The 17865-nt window shown below is 71.0% G+C and carries 16 protein-coding genes; 2 read left to right on the top strand and 14 right to left on the bottom strand.

Annotated features, from left to right (window positions below; translation table 11 throughout):
* The first annotated feature begins 18 nt into the window (after positions 1-18).
* The gene (locus tag JOY29_RS04585; RefSeq protein WP_300975011.1) at positions 19-945 is read left to right on the top strand and encodes an ABC transporter ATP-binding protein; all 927 of its coding nucleotides are present in this window, start codon (positions 19-21) and stop codon (positions 943-945) included.
* On the top strand, positions 942-2432 hold the full coding sequence (locus JOY29_RS04580) for an ABC transporter permease (RefSeq protein ID WP_300975010.1): 1491 nt from the start codon (positions 942-944) through the stop codon (positions 2430-2432). The genes JOY29_RS04585 and JOY29_RS04580 overlap by 4 nt, the downstream gene beginning before the upstream one ends.
* Before the next feature lie 29 nt (positions 2433-2461).
* Here the strand turns inward: JOY29_RS04580 and JOY29_RS04575 are convergent, their stop codons facing one another.
* The 14 genes from JOY29_RS04575 to JOY29_RS04510 all read right to left on the bottom strand — a co-directional run bounded on the left by JOY29_RS04575 (position 2462) and on the right by JOY29_RS04510 (position 17842).
* Positions 2462-2659 carry a hypothetical protein gene (locus tag JOY29_RS04575; protein WP_300975009.1) on the bottom strand — a complete coding sequence of 66 codons (198 nt, stop codon included), beginning with the start codon at positions 2657-2659 and terminating at the stop codon, positions 2462-2464.
* Entirely contained in the window at positions 2659-6903 is a 4245-nt protein-coding gene (locus JOY29_RS04570) for a translocation/assembly module TamB domain-containing protein (RefSeq protein WP_300975008.1), read from the bottom strand. Before JOY29_RS04570 ends, JOY29_RS04575 begins: the two co-directional genes overlap by 1 nt.
* A complete protein-coding gene (locus tag JOY29_RS04565) occupies positions 6903-9110 on the bottom strand; it encodes an autotransporter assembly complex family protein (RefSeq protein ID WP_300975007.1) in 2208 nt (735 codons plus the stop codon). Before JOY29_RS04565 ends, JOY29_RS04570 begins: the two co-directional genes overlap by 1 nt.
* A 133-nt stretch (positions 9111-9243) precedes the next feature.
* Complete coding sequence (locus tag JOY29_RS04560; RefSeq protein ID WP_300975006.1) at positions 9244-9987, bottom strand: A24 family peptidase; 744 nt, start codon at positions 9985-9987, stop codon at positions 9244-9246.
* A complete protein-coding gene (gene gspN, locus JOY29_RS04555) occupies positions 9984-10691 on the bottom strand; it encodes a type II secretion system protein N (protein WP_300975005.1) in 708 nt (235 codons plus the stop codon). The genes JOY29_RS04560 and gspN overlap by 4 nt, the downstream gene beginning before the upstream one ends.
* Positions 10688-11170 (bottom strand): type II secretion system protein GspM, encoded by a 483-nt coding sequence (gene gspM, locus JOY29_RS04550; RefSeq protein ID WP_300975004.1) that lies wholly within the window; start codon positions 11168-11170, stop codon positions 10688-10690. Before gspM ends, gspN begins: the two co-directional genes overlap by 4 nt.
* Positions 11167-12285, bottom strand: coding sequence for a type II secretion system protein GspL (gene gspL / locus JOY29_RS04545; protein ID WP_300975003.1), 1119 nt, complete (start codon positions 12283-12285; stop codon positions 11167-11169). The genes gspM and gspL overlap by 4 nt, the downstream gene beginning before the upstream one ends.
* Positions 12282-13256 carry a type II secretion system minor pseudopilin GspK gene (gene gspK, locus JOY29_RS04540; RefSeq protein WP_300975002.1) on the bottom strand — a complete coding sequence of 325 codons (975 nt, stop codon included), beginning with the start codon at positions 13254-13256 and terminating at the stop codon, positions 12282-12284. The genes gspL and gspK overlap by 4 nt, the downstream gene beginning before the upstream one ends.
* A complete protein-coding gene (locus JOY29_RS04535) occupies positions 13253-13870 on the bottom strand; it encodes a GspJ family type II secretion system protein (protein ID WP_300975001.1) in 618 nt (205 codons plus the stop codon). The genes gspK and JOY29_RS04535 overlap by 4 nt, the downstream gene beginning before the upstream one ends.
* On the bottom strand, positions 13867-14223 hold the full coding sequence (gspI, locus tag JOY29_RS04530; protein ID WP_300975000.1) for a type II secretion system minor pseudopilin GspI: 357 nt from the start codon (positions 14221-14223) through the stop codon (positions 13867-13869). Before gspI ends, JOY29_RS04535 begins: the two co-directional genes overlap by 4 nt.
* On the bottom strand, positions 14220-14687 hold the full coding sequence (locus tag JOY29_RS04525) for a GspH/FimT family pseudopilin (protein WP_300974999.1): 468 nt from the start codon (positions 14685-14687) through the stop codon (positions 14220-14222). Before JOY29_RS04525 ends, gspI begins: the two co-directional genes overlap by 4 nt.
* The gene (gspG, locus tag JOY29_RS04520; protein WP_300974998.1) at positions 14659-15114 is read right to left on the bottom strand and encodes a type II secretion system major pseudopilin GspG; all 456 of its coding nucleotides are present in this window, start codon (positions 15112-15114) and stop codon (positions 14659-14661) included. Before gspG ends, JOY29_RS04525 begins: the two co-directional genes overlap by 29 nt.
* Positions 15115-15117: 3 nt before the next feature.
* A complete protein-coding gene (gene gspF / locus JOY29_RS04515) occupies positions 15118-16350 on the bottom strand; it encodes a type II secretion system inner membrane protein GspF (RefSeq protein WP_300974997.1) in 1233 nt (410 codons plus the stop codon).
* A complete protein-coding gene (locus tag JOY29_RS04510; RefSeq protein WP_300975479.1) occupies positions 16343-17842 on the bottom strand; it encodes a GspE/PulE family protein in 1500 nt (499 codons plus the stop codon). The genes gspF and JOY29_RS04510 overlap by 8 nt, the downstream gene beginning before the upstream one ends.
* Positions 17843-17865: the final 23 nt, after the last annotated feature.

The following is a 17865-nucleotide window of genomic DNA, read 5'->3' as shown; positions in this document are numbered from 1 at the left end:
GCGGAACTGGGGTCGTCTGTGCAGGAAGAAGTGGCGCTGTCGCTGAGCGGGGTGACGAAGCGCTTCGGGGCGGTCACCGCGGTCGACCGGTTGAGCTTCGACGTCCGTCATGGCGAGGTGTTCGGCTTCCTCGGTGGGAACGGGGCGGGCAAGACCACCTCGCTGCGCATGGTGCTCGACATCATCAGGCCGACCGAAGGGGGCATCTCCGTGCTGGGGCGCGCGCCGGGGCGCGAGAACCGGACCCTGCTCGGCTTCCTGCCCGAGGAGCGCGGCCTTTACCGGAGCATGTCGGCGCTCGACACGATCATCTATTTCGGTCGCCTGAAGGGCATGACCACCGGCGACGCAAAGGCGGAAGGGCTCGCCCTGCTCGATCGCTTCGGCCTCGCCGCCAATGCGCGCTCGACCATGGACAAATTGTCGAAGGGCATGGCGCAGAAGGTCCAGCTCGCCGCCGCCGTGGTCAACAGGCCGAGGCTGCTGATCCTCGACGAACCCTTTTCCGGCCTCGATCCGGTCAACCAGGGCCTGCTCGAGGACGAGATCAAGCGCGCCTCGGCCGGGGGTGCCACCGTGGTCTTCTCCACCCACGTCATGCAGCATGCGGAGCGCTTGTGCGACCGGTTGCTGTTGCTGGCCAAGGGGCAGAAGAAGTTCGAAGGCAATCTCGACGATGCACGCGGCCTGCTGCCCGGTCGCCTCACCATCGTCGCCCAGCAATCGCCCGCCGGCCTGCCGGGCGTGACTCGGGCGGAGGCGGGCGGGGAAGTCGGCGACGGTTGGCATGAGTGGGCGGTCGAGCTCGAACCCGCCCACCAGGCCGCCGACCTCCTGCAGCACATGACGGCGGCCGGCATTCCGCTGCGCCGCTTCGACGAACGGCGGGCGAGCCTTCACGACGTGTTCCTGCACGTGGTCGGGCCACAGGAGACGCAGCAGTGAAGAACATCATGCTGGTGGCGGCCCGCGAGTTCCGCCAGATCACCCGCATGCGCAGCTTCTGGCTGACGCTGCTGATCCTGCCGCTGGCCTTCGCCATCGCACCGCTCACCCAGCGCTTCATGGACAATGACGAGGCCGACCGGGTGATGGTCATCGACCAGAGCGGCGGCGCGGCGTCGGCCGCCATCACCGAGCGGCTGCGGCTCGATCATCAGCGCGATGTGCTGAATGCCCTGGCGCGCTACGTCCAGCGTCACAAGCTCGACGCGGTCGCTCCGCGTGCGCCCTGGGCGCAGCATGATCGCTGGTTTGCCGACGCCGAAGTCGCCCGGTTCGCATCCTCCGGCGGCTGGCAAGCAGCGGCTGCGAAGCTCCGCCCCGCGCTGCCCGAAGGCACGCCCGAATTCGAGCCGCCGAGTGAGCGCACCGAACTGGTGGCGCCCGAAGCCGACCTGGTCCGGCGTCCCGCCGCACAGCTCGACGGCCGGGTCAGGCAATTGCTCCAGCCCGCCGACGAGGCGGCCAAGCGGATCGACACGGTGGTGCTGGTCCCGGCGGACTTCGCGGCGACCGGCGCCGTGCGCCTGTGGACGGGCGGGCAGCCCAACTCGCGGCTCGTCTCGACGGTGCAGGACGTGCTGACGCGCAGCCTCCGCCAGAGCCTGCTGACCGAACGCGGAGTTGCGCCGGAGGTCGCGGCGGCGGCCGCGACGGTCACGCCCGCGCTGCAGATCACCCAGCCGCCGCCCGGTGGCGGCGCGCGCGAGTCGCTGCTGGTCCGTTCCATCCTGCCGCTCGCCGCTTCCTACCTCCTGATGATGAGCCTCATGCTGTCGGGCAGCTGGATGCTCCAGGGCACGGTCGAGGAGCGCTCCAACAAGCTGCTCGAGACGGTGCTCGCCGCCGTCAGCCCGGAAGAGCTGATGTATGGCAAGCTGGCCGGCACGGTCGGCGTCGGCCTCACCATGATCGCGGTCTGGATCGGGTGCGGGGTGGTCGCGGCCTATGCGACGCAGGGGGCGATCGCCGACCTGATCCGCCCCGCACTGGCGCCGCTCACGTCGCCCGGCACCATTGCGGCGATGATCTACTTCTTCGTCGTCGGCTACGTCGCCATCTCGGTCTTTTTCCTGGCGGTCGGCGTGATCAGCGATTCGATGAACGACGCCCAGGGCTATCTGATGCCCATCATCCTCCTCATCATCCTGCCGATCACCATCCTGATCCAGGGCATCATGGACGGCGGCACCGGCATCGGCATCACTGTCCTGACCTGGATCCCGGTGTGGACGCCGTTCGCCGTGCTTGCCCGCCTCGGCGCTGGCATTCCGGCGTGGGAAGTGATCGGCTCCGGCCTCGTGCTCGCGGCGTTCGTCGTCCTCGAACTGGTCCTGCTCGGCCGGCTGTTCCGGGCCAGCCTGCTCGCCCAGGGACAGAAGCCGGGCATCGCCGAGCTGGTCGCGCGCATGCGGCGGCAGGAGGCCTGAACACCCCTGTAAGCCAGCGCCACCCGCCGTCAGTCGGTGCGCGTTGAGCCGCCCGCTTCGTTGCCCGCCGAGTCGGCTGCGTTCGCGGCCGCGGCGAGGTTCTCGTCCAGCTGCCGCGCCTTCTGCTCCAGCTTGTCGCTCGTGTCCGAATAGCGCTCGTCAAAGCTCCGCCGGTCGCCGCAGGCGGTGAGGGCGAGGAGAAGCAGTGGAACCGCGCTCGGGCGCATCAATAGTTCTTCCGGTAGCGCACGTTGACGTTGGTGCCGCCCGATCCGCCGGCCTGGCTAAGGATCGACAGGCTCCGGCTGAGCGTGACTTCCAGCTGCGTGGCGGTGAAGCCGCGGGCATCGGTGATGACCTCGAGGTAGATGTCGTCGCCGATATACTTGCCCGCTGCCAGCGCGGTTCCGCGGCCGTCGGTGTCGTCGGGCCCAAGGATGCGGAGCCGGTCGACGCCCGCCAGCTGGCGAAGCTGGCCGAGCGGGTTGAGCCCGCCGCCGGACCCCCGCAGCGTGTTGAGCGACGCCGCCAGCTGCACGGCCTGGAGCGTCGACAGCTGGCCGACCGAATTGCCGAACAGGATGCGCGACACGATCTCGTCCTGCGGGAGGCCGGGCGAGCTGGTGAAGCTGATGCGCGGGTCGGTGGCGGCGCCGGTCACGTTTACCGTCACGTCGACATCGTCGATCGTCTCGGTCGCGCTGAGCGCCACCGTGGCATCGCCGGTGCGCCCGCCGTTGAAGCGGATGCGTCCTTCCTGGAGGGCAAAGGAGCGGCCGGCGAATCCAAGCGTGCCGCGCACCAGGTCGACGGCGCCGGCGACCCGCGGATCCTGGCTGGTGCCGGTCACGCGCAGGTTGGCGCGCCATTCCGATTCCAGCCCCATGCCGCTGACGAACAGCTCGCCCGGCGCGACGATGGTGAGGTCGAGGCGAACGTCGCCGAAGCTGGCGCTCGCCGACGGTGGCGGCGCGTCGCCGGTGACCCGGGGACGGCCCCTCGGCGGCTTGAACCGGACGCCGGTGAGGACCGGCACGTCGGCCGCGCCTTCGCGCACGATCTGGTAGCGGGTGGCGGGCAGCCGCACCGTGCCGCGCAGCACCGGCGCCTCGTTGGCGGCCTTGACCAGCCGGACATTGCCGGTGGCGGTCACCCGCAGGGCGTCGCTGTTGGCGAGCCGCGCATCGTTGAGGGTGAGGTCGAAGTCGGCCGGGTAGCCGCTCGCCGACGCCAGGCTGACATAGCCGCTGCCGCGCACGGTGCCGCTGCCGGCGCTGGCCGTCAGCTGGTCCACCTGCAGCCGCTCGCCGGTGAAGCGGCCCTGGATGGCAAGGTTCGTGAGCCGCGTGCCATAGGTCGCATTGGTATAAGTGAGGTTGCGTCCGCGCACGACGCCCTGCAGCGACGGCTGCTCGACCCGTCCGGAGAAGTCCGCGGCGACTCCGAGTGGGCCGCTGAGGCTCTGGTCCGAAAGGCCCGCCAGCGAGAAGAGCGCGTCGGCCGGGCCGACGTAGCGGATGCCGCCGCGCAGCGGTGCCCGCGCGACCCGCTCGGTCCAGCTTCCGCCGCCCGCCGGGGCGATCGCCGCCTGCACCCGTCCGACCACCGTTCCGCGGGTGCGCAGGACGGCGTTGAGCGACCCGCTTCCGCCATTCAGTCGGGCGACCACATTCGCGTCGATCGGCCGGCTGACGGCAGCGGCGGTGGTGCGGGTCAGCCCGCGCACGGCGAGGCTCACGTCGAGCATCGGAAGGGCATCGCCGCGCTGGGCAAAGTCGATGCTTCCGGTTGCGCGTCCGCCGAGGCCGAGGTCGGGCGCGAAGATGTTGATGACGGTGAGGTCGACGCCGTCGATCCGGCTTTGCAGGCGAAGCTCGGAGCCATAGCTTCCGGCGATCCGCGCGCTTCCCTGGTCGAGCTGGAGGCGCGTCGGGAGCAGCTCGTACGTCCCGCCGCGAGGCACGATGCGCGCCGGGCTGGCGGTCCGGACGTCGACGCCGTTTACCCGTCCCTTGAGCGCGGCGCGCCACAGGTTCGGCTGGAGGTCGGCGTTGAAGGCGAGGCGGAAGGGGACTCCCGAACTGCCCTCGGCAATGCCGCGCGCGAAACCCTGTCCGCCGCGATAATTGACGATGGCGCGGAAGGCGGAGACGTCGGTGGTGCCGAAGCGCGCCTGCGCGAGCTGCGCGTCGGCAACGATCTCCGGCTGGTCGTAGAGGATCACGCGAGCGTCGACGATGGCGGCACCGACCGCGATGCCGGCCGGCTCGGGCAGGACGGCGTTGCGCGCGCGCAGGTTGATGACGGCCTGCTGGTAGCGGCCGACCGCGTCGAGGCGCACCAGCCCGCCGATCCCGTCGCCGGTGGCGCGGAGCTGGCCGGCGAACGGACCCGCCGCCGTCTGCCTCACGCGACCCTGTGCGGTGATCCCGGCAAGGGTCGCCCGGCGGATGTCGATGGTCAGCGGCCCCGCAGCCGTCTGGACGGACACGTCGGCGGTGAAGTCGCCATAGTCGCTCCGGCCGCGGGCCAGCACGTCATAGGCATTGCCCCTGCTGCGGATCTCCGCACGCAGGCCGGCGATGCCGAGTCCGAAGCCCGGGCGCGCTGCGGTGACGGTCGCGCGCGGGTTGGAGGCGGTGCCGGTCACCTCGACCCCGACCGGTCCATATTGCCGCGAGACGCCGCTCGCGGTGACGGCGACGCGGCCGTCGGGCGCATAGAAACCGCGGCCGTCGGTGACGCGGAGATCGGGCGCATTCAGCCGCAGCCGCGAGAAGCGGATCAGTCCGTCGGCGCCATAAGCCACGTCGCTCGAGGCAACGAGGTTGCCGCCGAGGAAGTCCCGCACGCCTTCGTTGAAGAGCCGGGTCGACTGGGCTCTCACCCGCCCGACGAGGCCGATGCCGCCGCTGGCGAGTCTCCTCACGTCGGCGTCGGTGGTGATGTTGAAGATGCCAAGGCTGTCGACGCGGTAATTGTTGATCCGTCCATCGAGCGCGCCGGTGTAAAGGCCCCGGCCGACGTCGGCGAGGATGATCGCCCGGGCGTCGATCCGGTCGGAGCGGATGCGGATGTTGTCCGACACGATCCGCGGCCAGTCGACTGCTAGGTCGCCGTCCAGCCGCACGTTCAGAAGCGTTCCGCCCGCCACCGTGTCGAGGCCGGTGATGGCGCGGGCTCGGGCGGCGATCGGTACGAGCAGCTGGGGCCCGTCGAAGCGTGCCTCTCCTTCCGCCACCAGCCCCTGCAGGCCCATGTCGTTGAAGGCGAGCGTCGAGGCGGTGAGGCGGTAGTCGACCGCCGGGCGGCGCATTTCGCCGTTCAGAGTCGCGACACCCTGAAGCTCGCGACCGGTGAGATTGGGCGCCAGCACGCTCGGCTTGAGGAGAGCGAAGTTCAGCCGGAGGTCGTCGAACCGGTTTCGTCCGACATCCGCCATACCATTGGCGACGAGGGTGAAGGCGTCGCTGCCGATGCGCCCGTTGAGGTCGGCCCGGCGGTTCTGCCAGCTCGACTGAAGGTCGATGGTGGTGATCGGACCGAGGAGTGCCGCCGTCGGACCTTCGACCAGCCGCGCGATGCGGGTCGGCCCGCGCACCCCGAACCGTCCGTCGCGCGCGGTCAGCTGGAGCCGGGCAAAGGGCGCATCGTCGAGATCGGCGAGCAGGCGCCCGTTCCACTGCTTCCAGTCGCCCGACCCCTGGAGCCGCGCGGAGAAGGCTTCGTCAACCCCCGCCATCCGTGCCAGCACGCCGCCGGTCGGCGCACTGACGAAGGCGTTGAGCGCCAGGCGATTGTCTTCGGGCACGGCATCGAGCGCCAGAACGAGGCGATCCCCGCCGGCGCGACCTTCCCCGCCGAACACCGACGCCTGGAGCGCCACCTGCGCACGGCGGTCGGCGATGCGCGCACGGCCCTCGACGAAGCCTACCCTTCGCTCGCCGGTGACCGACGGGCCGACCACCAGCCGATCGATCTTGAGCTGACCGATGCTGATGTCGAGATCGGGAAGGAGCGGGCCGTCGCTCGGCGGCGTGGCCCGGAACTCCGGCAGCCGGGCAAGGGTGGCGGTCGGGGCCGTCAGGCGCCGGATGTCGAGATGGTTGTCGAGATAGTCGAATGGGCGCCAGTCGAGCCGGACGAGCGGCGCGGCGAAGAAGACGCCCCTTGGATCGGACAAGGTGAAGCCATGGATGGTGAGGTCGCCATAGATCGAACCGTCGATCCGGCCGACGCCGATCTTCATGCCGTTGGCGAACTCGAGCCCTTCGATCTGGTCGGCGACGAACCGGCGTCCTGGGTCGGTGTTGATGCCGAGGACGATCAGTCCGGCCAGCAGGAAGAAGCCGATGACGAGGCCCAGCAGCCATCTGGCGAGCCGCACCGGCCAGTTGGCCCGCTGCCGAACGACGATCCGCTCCTCGACCGGCGCAGCGCCTGCTCCTGCCTCGGCCGTAAGCTCGCTCATCAGAAGGCCTGGCCGATGGAAATGTAGATGTTGAGCCGACTCTCGCCCTGCCGGCGCCCGAGCGGGGTCGCCACGTCGATGCGCATTGGGCCGAAGCTGGTATAATAACGGGCTCCGATGCCGACGCCGGCGCGCAGGTCGTCGAAGGTCGGCACGCGCCGGTCATAGACCTGGCCGACGTCGACGAAGCCGACCACGCCATAGTCGCCGAAGCGATAGCGCACCTCCGCCGCGCCCTCCACCAGGCTGAGCCCGCCGAGCGGATCGCCTTCCGGGTCCTTGGGGCCGAGCTGTTGATAGGCAAAGCCGCGCACCGATCCGCCGCCCCCGCCATAGAAGCGCCGGGACGGGGCGAGGTCGAAGCGGTCGACGTTGAGGATGGTCCCGATGCGCGCCCGGCCGGCGAGGACGATGCTGTCGCCAAACGGATAATAAGCGCTGCCGTCGAGCTGGCTGCGGAAATAGGGATTGAAGCCGCCGCCGAGCGCCGCTTCGGGCTGGGCGAGGATCTGCGCCCGGAAGCCGCGGGTGGGGTCGAGCAGGCTGTCGGTGCGGTCAAGGCCGAGCTGGCCGATCAGGCTGCCGATCAGGAACTTGCGGTCGCGGCGGCCGGACCGCGCCAGATTATAATCCTTCTCGACCGTTCCCAGCACTTCCGCACCGATTCCCCAGGTGATGGGTTTGCGCCAGATCGGCGTGCTGTCGTAGCTGAGCCGCGCGAACAGCCGCCCGGTCAGCGCCTCGAACGCGTCGTAATTGCTGCGAAGCGCCTCGACGCCGGCCTGAAAGGTGCGGTCGCGCCTGCCCGCATTCGACCGGCGGAAGATGGCGCTTGCGCCGAGTTCCTGCGTACCCGCCACGACCGACGCAATCAGCGCACCCTCGGGTGGCAGCAGGTTGCGGTGTGTCCAGCTGCCCTCGACCCGGAAACCCTGCCCGGTGCCGTATCCAGCACTTGCCGCAAGGGTCCGCGGCGGCCCGGCGTCCTGGGTGACGAGCAGGGTCACCTGCTCGGTGCCGTCGGGGTTGAGCTGGCCGCTCCGCTCGGGGGCGACCGCGACGGTGGAGAAGAGGCCGGTGGCGACCAGCGCCTGCCGGAGGTCGTCGACGTCGCGGCTGTCGTAGAGCTCGCCCTGGTCGAAGCGGGCGAGGACGCCGATGTGCCGGGTGTCGAAGGCGAGGTCGCCGGTGGTGCGGATACCGCCGAACCGTGCGCGCGGACCCACCGTGACCGGAAGCACATAGTCGCCGAGCCGCGTTTCGGGATCGAGCAGGACGTCGCGCTGACCGACGGTGGCGAAGGGATAGCCATTTTGCGGAAGGGTCACCGCAATATTGGCTTCCGCCCCCTGGACGCGCTGGGCGACGATCGGCTCGCCCGGCTGCAGGGCAAGGGTGTCGCTGATGAGGTTGGCCGGGACCGTCGGATCGGCCTGGATGGCGATACTGCCAATCCGGTAGCGCTCGCCGGGTGACACGAGCAGCACGGCGGCGGTCGACTGGCTGTCCGGCCCGCTCGGCCGGTCGATGCGGGTGCGGACCGCCGCATCGTACCAACCTTCGGCCTGGAGGATGCGCAGGAGCAGTTCGCTGTCCTCGGTCAGCCGCGCGGAAAGCTGCGCTTCGTTCGCGGCCCGGCCGCTGCGGAGCGCCGACAGATCGTCGAACTGGTCGCGCAGCGCGATGTCGGTGGCGCCGTCGGCGGCCTCCAGTCCTTCGACGCGGACCTGGTAGCGGATCTCGGCCGCGGCCCGGTCAGGCTCCGGCTGGGCCAGTTCGACCTCCCGCACGTCGAACTGGTTCAGCGGGGGGAGCGGAACGGCAAGCTCGGGATCGGCGGTGGGCGCGATGTCGCCGGCCTGCGCCTCGGACGCGCGGAGGCGCTGCTCGAACTCGGCGATGCTCTCCAGCGGCTGGCCGAGCGCGGGATCGTCGGCGCCGAGCGGCGGCACGTCCTTCTCCACCTCCTCGCGGCAGACGATCGTCTCCACCTCGGGCAGGTTCGCGCCGGCAGGCGGGGCAGGGGCCGCCGTCGGCGGCTCGGGCGGGCAGAGCGGGCGCTCCTCGGGCGGCCTTGTCGGCTGTGCCGCCGCGGCGGGCGCCGCCCACAAGGCGATCAGGCCGACGGTGCCGGCCAGCAGTCGCCGGCGAAACATCGGCGCGACGTCGCCCGTCGGCCGGGCAGCCTCAAGCATCTTGGCGCTCATCGTGGGGACACGACTTGGCCGCTCGGGCAAGGTTCGGAAAGAGAAACAAGCAATCAGGGGTGAAGTCCTGCGGCGGAGGAGGGTTCCCGATGTTACTCGCCTGAAACCGGATCAGGGCGCTTCCGGGCGAACGTTATGGCCTCCAGGCCACACCCGTCATCACGAACGCCGCGACCGGCCAGGCGGCGAGACAGAGGAAGGCGCCGAAGGGCAGGGCGGTCGTGGCCGAATGACGATGGCGCAGCGCGAAGGCGAGGCCGAGGAGGGCGCCGCCGAGCAGGGTGAGGACGGTCAGTTCCGGTCCTACCCACAAGGCGATGGCAGCAAGGAGCTTGGGATCTCCGGCGCCGAGCCCTTCGCGCCTGCGGGTCAGTCGGTAGATTAAGCCGATCAGGAACAGCAGGGCCCCCGCCGCCACGGCCCCGATCAGCCGGCGCTCAAGGCTGGCGAGGTCGAGCAGGCTACCGCCGGCGAGTCCGGTCAGGCCAAGCAGGATGGTCAGCCGGTCGGGAAGCCAGAAGTGCCTGAGATCGAGAACAAGCAAGGGCAGCAACATCCAGCCGAACAGGGCGAGGGCCAAGCCGGCAGGGCTCGGCGCGATCCAGAGAGACAGGGCGCCGATCAGCGCCGCCGCCCATTCGACGTGTCGGTGCAGCGGGTCGATCCTCGCGCCGCAGCAGCGCGCCCGGCCCCCGGCCAGCGCGGCGCTCAGCAGCGGCACGAGGTCGCGGGCGCCAAGCTGCCGGCCGCAGCCGTCGCATTGCGAGCGGCCGCCGACGCTTCGCCCTTCCGGCCAGCGCAGGCACAAGGTGGCGAGGAAGCTGCCGACGATGGCGCCGAGCAGCAGCCCGGCGGGCACCGCCAGAAGTGGCGTCACAGGCGCGTTTCGAACGGCAGGGTCAGGCCGTCCGGCGAGGTTCGGAAGCCATAGGTCGACAGGATGGTGTCGAGGCCGGGAAGCGGGCTCCGGATGGTGATCCAGCCGCGCACCCGGCCCTCGTTGCTGACGAAGAATTCCAGCCGCTCGGTGCCGGCGTCGCTCGCCAGCCGGGCACGCACGCGCTCGCCCTCGCAGGCAAGGGCGCCGCGGAACCCGCGGTCCAGCGCGAGCGGGCCGAAGCGGACGGCGAGATTGGCGGCGATCTGGCCGGTCGCCTCGCTGCAGCGGCCATCCTCGAACAGGATCGTGGCGTTGGTGAAGCTGATCGCATCGACCGGCGCGCCGCCGAGGAGATTGGCGGCAGGCAGCGAGCCGTTGAGGCGCTCGACTCCGCGCAGCGATCCGCCGGCGCGGAGCACGCCGGTCAGCGGACCCTGCACGGCGTCGAGCCGCTCGAACGGCATGGCGATCCGGCCGAGCAGCAGGGCGCCGGGATCGAGCCGCACGTCGAAGGTGCCGAGCAACTGGCGGCCGAGCATCAGTTCACCGATCCGCCCATACCAGATCGAGCCGCCGACCTGCCGCGCGCTGAGGCCGAGCTGCTGAAGGTCCGAGGCGGGCAAGGCGACGCGCAAGGGCAGCATCAGCAGCGCCGCGAGGAGCGCGATCCCGGAGGTCCAGACGGCCCAGCGCCGGTTCATCGCCCAGCACCCTGGGTGAGGGTCGCGTTGACCACGACGAGGCCGTTGCCCTGCGGCGTGATGCCGAGCTCGCGCACGACGATCCCGCTCGGCTCCAGCTGCCGGAGCCAGCGAAGGGCGGCGGTGGGGCTGGCCGGCGCGAGGGTGATGGCGGTCGACGAGGGCCCGAGCGGCTGGTTGGCCGAAAGCGAGATCCCGCCGCGGGCCGCGGCATCGGTGACCCTCAGCGCGATCGGGGCGGCGGCGGTGCTGCCGGCCGCGATTCGCGGTGCCGAGCGCAGCTGGGTGACCTGCGCCAGCACCAGGCCGTGCTGGCGGACCGCCTGCACATGGCGCTGCTGGGCCTGCTCGAGCGCCACGATCAGCGGCCGCGCGACCAGCAGCCAGGCGAGCAGGGGGAGGAGGATGGCGAGCATGAGGGCGACGAGCCAGCGCTCGCGCACGGTCCGCCCCAGCCACCAGTCGCGCACCGCGCTCATTCCGCGCTCCTCAGGGTCAGGTCGGCGATCATCTGCCCGCCCGTACCGGCGCGCGTGGTGGCCGTCACCCGATAGCCGGCCCGCTGCAGCGCGAGCAGCAATCGATTGACGTCCTCGATACGCGTAGCCGCCAGACTCGCGGTAAGCGTTCCGTCGGCGCGCCAGTTGACGGCCATGGCGGTGGTGCCGGGCACCTGCTGGATCTGCTGGTAAAGCGCGGTGAGGGGCACGAAGGCCGAGCCGCTCGCCCCCGGCGTCTCGCCGATCCGCGCATCGAGCGCGCCCACGGCCGCCGTCGCCGTCAGCTCGCGGCCAAGGGTCGAGGAGGCAATCCTTGCTGTCTCCGCCTCGAGCCGGTCACTCGCCGCATCGAGCCGGAAGAGCATGATCAGCGCCATGGCGAGCCCGAGCACGGGGATGAGGAGGGCAAGGGCGGCAAGCTCGCGCACCCGCCGCCAGTCGAGGACGAACAGGCGCCGCCGCGCGAAGCGGCCGCTGCGGAGGTTGAGCGGAAGCGCCTGGGCGAGGAAAAGGATACGCTGCGCAACCTCGTCGTCGGACAGCATGGGCAGCTCCGCCTCGCCGACCAGCGCCTCGCGCAGGGCAGGTTCGTCGGGGGCGAGCAGGCCCCCGCGCCCGATCATCCGCTCGGAGCCGAGCACGGCTGCGCGCCACTCGTCGGCGGGCGGAAGCAGAAGGCCGACCGGGACGATGGCGACGGGGTCGACCCCGAAGCCGCCAAGCCAGTCGATCCACTCGACCATGCTGCCGTTGGCAACGGTGGCAACCGCGATCCTTTCTTCGACCATGCCGGCGACGAGATGGAGGGTGGAAGGATCGCCGACCGCGTCCCCGAGCGCGGTCGCCTTCGCCACGCCGAGCCGCTGGGGCAAGGTGGCGCCTTCCGGCTCCGGCCAGCCGAGGCAGACCGCCGCGACTGGCGCCAGGGCGACCACCGGCAGACCCGCGCCGCCCGTCGGCGGTACGGCCAAGGCGCGCCAGCGCTCGTCGCTGCCAAGCTCCGCGACGCTGCCGTCCGCCAGCCGCCACCAGTGGACGGCGGCGTCGGCCGGATCGCAGACGGCGGGCAGGAGGAGGAGAAGCAAGTCGGTCATCCGGCCTCCCCGTAGCGCCTGCGGACGATGCGGGCACGGGCTTCGCGCAAATCGATCAGGGTGGTGCTGGCAAGCGACTGACCGCCATTCGAAACTTCGGCGCTTAACTCGAACCAGCGGGACTTGAGCCGGATCTGCTCGCCCGCGCCCGGCGGCAAGGCTTGCGGAGCGACGCTCGCGGACTGCCAGAAGGCGACGCTGCTCTGATAGCCGCTCGCCGGACGATCGAGGATGCGCGCGCGGGCGGCGGCGAGGCCGAGCTGCGCCGGGGCGAGCATGGCGAGCAGGGGTGCCTGCTCCGGCAGCATGGTGTTCGGATTGAGCGCGCTCGGCGCCTGCTCGGGCAGCGCGCAGAGGAAAGGCGCGACGATGGTCATCATCTCGGGCGTGACTCCCTGCACCGCGCCAAGCTCCCCGACGTCGGCGAAGGGGGCGTTGGCAGGCGGCCAGCCGCTGCCCGACGCGCGCTGCTCGGACCCGCCGGGCAGGGGCGAGCGGTCGCTGTCGACCCAGTCGGCGGCGGCGGCGGCGATGCCGGAGGCGCGGCCCGAATCCACGCCGAGCAGCGTCAGCAGGCTGAGCATCTGCTGCACGGCGAGCGGGTCGGCGATGCTGCTTGCATCCGCCTGCGGCCGCGCCAGGCTGTTGAGATTGAAGCAATTGCCGGCATCCCGCACTTCCGCGCGGACGAGGCCGCCGTCGGGCAGGCGTATCTCGCGCCGCTGGCCGAGCCACGGCCCGGGGAGGGTGCGGGCAGCGTCGGCGCTGGCGAGATCCTCGAGGCGGGCGGCGGCAAGCTGCTCGGCAAGACCGAGCCACTGGCGCCCCTGCGCGGCGAAGGCGCCATTGGCGGAAAGGCGGGTGGCGACGGTCAGGCGGTCGAGCGCCGTCGCGGAGATGGTCGCGATCACCGCGACCAGCATCAGCACGGTGAGCAGCGCGGCGCCGCGTTCGGAGGGGTGGACGATCATGCCGGCTGCCCCGGCGCCGGTGCAGGTGGTGGAGGTGGCGGCGGAACCGGCGGGAGCGCGACGAGCAGGGTGATCGGGGCCTTGCCCTGCTGCTCGATCCGAACCTCGACGGCGGTCGGAAGCGGAGGATCGCTGGCGCTGCCCGGCCAGGTACCGCGCCAAGTGCCGTCCGGTGCCCGGTAGCGGAGCGCGATGGCCGCGACATCGCGGGCGAGCGTCGCGGGCGGACCGGCGGTGGCGCCATCAGGGTCGACCGTCTGGCGGACCAGCGCCCCGCCGGCGAGGCTCCAGCGCACCGCCTGGACATCGATCGAGCCGGCGCTCCGCTCCGCCGGCTCATAGGCGCGCACGAGGGTCATGCCGTCGGCGCGGCCGGCGAATCCGGTCGGGGCATCGGCGAGCGGTCGAACCAGCGCCTGACCAAGGTCGCCCTGGAGCAGGCTTCGCAGCCGCGCCGCCTCGCCAAGGTCGGCAAGAGCCTTGCCGACCACCTCCTGCGTATCGACGCTCGCTCGAAGCAGCCCGACACCGGCGCCCGCAAGAACGGCGAAGATAAGCAGGGCGACCACCATCTCGACGAGGGTGAAGCCCAGTTCGGACCGGCGGGGGGTCACGGCACCCTCCGGAACAGGGTCAGTGCCGCCTGGCCGCCGCCCTGCGCATCGCGGACTGCCAGGTCGATTCGGACCAGCCTCTTGTCAGGCGTCGGCGAAATGGTTTCGCGAACAAGGAATTGACGGCCGCCGTTCGATACGTTGCGGTCGGCGCTTCCGATCGTCGGCGCGCCGGGATCGGTAAGGAGGCGCGCGGCCTCGTTCTCGGCGGTCAGCATCGCCCCCTCGCGCGCGGCGAGATCGGCGGTGGTGGCGACCGCGACGGCATCGAGGCGCAGCAGGGCGAGCGCCGCGATCGAAAAGACCGCCAGAGCCACCAGCAGCTCCAGCAGGGTGAAGCCGTTGCGGGTCACCCGACCTTGATCTCCCCGTCGGCGAGGATCTCGACCGTGGACCGGCTCTGGCGGCCCTGAAGGGTGATGCTCAGCGCCGAATCCGGCAGTCCGACGCTGTCGAAGCGCAGGCGGACGCGCGGGGAGGGCAGGGCCGGGCGGACGTTGCCACTCCAGCGCCGCTCGCGCAGCGACGCGTCGGTGGCGGGCTGCCACCGGCCACCGGACCGAGCCTCGAAGCGATAGCCGGTCTGGTCGACCTCGAGCGCGAGTGGGCGGCCGGAGAGGATCGCCTGGTCGCGGGCGGCTGCGATGCGGCTGGCGAGCGCAACGGCATCGGTCCGCGCACGCTCGTCGCCCGCCGGCCAGCGCCACACGGCAATGCCCGCGAGCAGGCCCATCACCGCCAGCACAACCAGCAGCTCGACGAGGGTGAAGCCGGCCTCGCGGCGAGGATCAGGAAGCGTTGCCACGGATGTCGGCATTCTCGCCTTCGCCGCCGGGTGACCCGTCGGCCCCCAGCGAGTAGATATCGAACGGTGCGCTGTCGGGACCCGGAACGGCGAGCTGGTAGGGCCGGTCCCAGGGATCGTTTGGCAATCCCCGCACATAGCCGCCGCCGCCGCCCGGACGCGCCGAGGCCAGCGCCTGCAGGTCGGTGGGGTAGCGCATGTTTTCGAGCCGATACATCTCCATGGCCTGCGAAAGGGTCGCGATGTCGGCCCGCGCCTTGGTCGCCATCGCCCGGTCCTGGCTCGGCATGACGTTGATCATCACCACTGTCGCCAGCAGGCCGATGATGACGATGACCACCATCAGTTCGACCAGGGTGAAGCCGTTGCGCTGCGGCTGGCGGCGGCGAGGCCGGGCGACAGCGGGATCGGTGAACAGGGCGAGAAGCAGGCGCAGCATGGGTCAGGCTCCGACCAGTGACTGGAGTTGAAGGATGGGAAGCAGGATGGCGAGCACGATCACCGCCACGATCGCACCGAGGACGACGATGATCATCGGTTCGAGCAGGGCGAGGAAGGCAGCGGTGAAGGCGTCGAACTCGCGTTCGAGATAATCGGCGGCGCGTTCGAGCATGATCTCCAGCCGGCCGGCGCTTTCGCCGCTGGCGGCGAGATAGACGAGCAAGGGCGGGAAGACCTGCGCCCGGCCGAGCGCGCCCGACAGGCTGCCGCCGCGGCGGATCGCCTCGACCAGCCCGTCGGTCGCCTGGCGAAGCGCACGATTGTGGACCGTCTCGGTGGTGAGCCTCAGGCCCTCGATCAGCGGCAGGCGGCTGCCGATCATGGTCGAAAGCGTGCGGGCCATGCGGGCGGCGTGGAGGTCGCGCAGCAGGCGGCCGACGAGGGGCAGGCGGAGCAGAAGCCGGTCCAGCGCAAGCCGTGGTCCGGGCTGCTGGATCGCAACCGCCGCCAGGGCGAGCAGGACTCCGGCCAGCAGCAGCAGCGCCCACCACCAGCTGGCGAGGAAGCTGCTCAGCGCGATGATGATGCGGGTGAGCAGGGGAAGCTGCTGGCCGACATTGTCGAACTGCTCGACGACGCGCGGTACGACCGCGATCATCAGCGCGGCGACGACTCCCAGGGCCACCAGGGTCAGGATGGCGGGATAGGCGAGGGCGGACAGCAATTTGGACCGCATCGCCGCCTGCCGTTCGAGCAGGGCCGACTGGCGCTCGAGGATGTCGGGCAGGCTGCCGGAGCTTTCGCCCGCCGACACCATGGCGCGGTAGAGCGGCGGGAAGCTCTTCGGCTCGCGGGCCATGGCGTCGGCCAGGCGGCGGCCCTCGACAACGCCGTCGGCAACCCTCGCGATGATGGCGCGCACCTCTTCCTTGTCGCTCTGGCGGGCGATGGTGCGGAGCGACTCCTCGATCGGGGTCACCTGCGTCAGCGTGGCGAGCTGGCGGGTAAAGAGCGTGAGCTGCTTGAAGCGGAGGCGCGGGGTGCGGCTGAGCCGGAGCGATCGTTCGCCGGGCGCGGGAACCGGCGTGGCGGAAGCACCGCCTTCGCTGATCCGGACGACATGGAGGCTGCGCGCCGACAGCCGCCCGCGCGCATCCTCGCGGCTCGGCGCGTCGAGCGTGCCTTTCCGCTCCCGCCCGCGCGGATCGATTGCGACATAGGCGAAGCTAGGCAAGCGGCTCCTCCGCGCCGGCCCGCGACACGCGAATCGCTTCTTCCGGGGTCGTCACGCCCGCCTCTACCAGCGCCCGCGCGGAAGCGGCGAGGTTCGGGCTGCGGGCGAAGGCGTGGGCGGCGATGGCGGTCTCGTCCGCCCCTTCGAGGATCAGCCGGCGGATCTCGCCGTCGACCGCGACCGCTTCGAACAGGCCGATCCGGCCCTTGTAGCCGGTCGGGCCGCAGCGCTCGCAGCCGACAGCGCGATAGATGGTCGTGCCCGGTGCGAAGCCGAACAGGGCGGCGGTTCCGCTGTCGCCCGCTTCCGGCGTCCTGCATTGCTCGCACAGGCGGCGGACGAGACGCTGGGCAAGCACCGCGCGCAGCGAGGAGGCGAGCAGGAACGGCTCCACCTTCATGTCGCGCAGGCGGGTGATGGCGCCGGGCGCATCGTTGGTGTGGACGGTCGAAAGGACGAGGTGGCCGGTGAGCGAGGCCTGGACGGCAATGTCCGCCGTTTCGCGGTCGCGGATCTCGCCGACCATCACCACGTCGGGATCCTGGCGGAGGATGGCGCGCAGCCCGCTGGCGAAGGTCATGCCGACCTTGGCATTGACCTGCGTCTGCCCGACCCCGTCCATCGCATATTCGACCGGGTCTTCGACGGTCAGGATGTTGCGGCTGCCATCGTTGAGGTGCCCGAGCGCGGCATAGAGGGTGGTGGTCTTGCCCGAGCCGGTCGGGCCGGTGACGAGAATGATTCCGTTGGGCTCGGCCAGCGCCTTGCGCAGGATCGCCTCGGCTCCGCCGTCGATGCCGAGCTGCGCGAGGCTGAGCCCAGCCTGCTGCTTGTCGAGTACGCGCAGCACCACGCGCTCGCCCGCCCGGCTGGGCAGGGTGGAGACACGCACGTCGAGGGTGCGGCCGCCGAGGACCACCCCGATGCGCCCATCCTGCGGAACCCGCCGCTCGGCGATGTCGAGGCGGGCCATGACCTTGATCCGGCTGACCACTACCGGCGCGACATGGGCCGGCATGCGCAAGGATTCCTTGAGCACGCCATCGCGGCGCATGCGGACGATCAGGCCGCTTTCGTAGGGCTCGATATGGATGTCGCTGACACCCGCGCGAACGGCTTCGGCGAGGATGCCGTTGATGAGGCGGATGGCCGGTGCGTCGTCGGCCGAGGCGAGCAGGTCCTCGGCAGTGGGAAGCCCGGTGGCGAGCGCGTCGAGGCCGTCGCTACCCTCAATCGACTGGGCGAGGCCGACGGCACTCCCTTCGAGGGCATAGCGATCCTGAAGCAGCCGGTCGAACTCCGCCGCATCGACCCGGCGCAGCGCGAAGGGTTGGCCAAGATGCCGGCGAAGCTCGATCAGGCGCAGCGGGTCGGCACCATCGCGCATTGCCAGCTCCAGCCCGCCATCCTCGCGCGGCAAGGGGATGAAGCCCTGGTCGCGGGCGGTGGTGAAGGGGAGGTCGATAAGCGCGGTGACCGGCACCGCTTCCATCTCGGCCGCGCGCACATCGGCCA

This window comes from Sphingomonas sp. LHG3406-1 (genome assembly GCF_029637485.1).
Lineage (GTDB): Bacteria > Pseudomonadota > Alphaproteobacteria > Sphingomonadales > Sphingomonadaceae > Sphingomicrobium.
The sequence above is the reverse complement of the archived record's forward strand: the minus strand, read 5'-3'. Positions and strand labels throughout refer to the sequence as shown.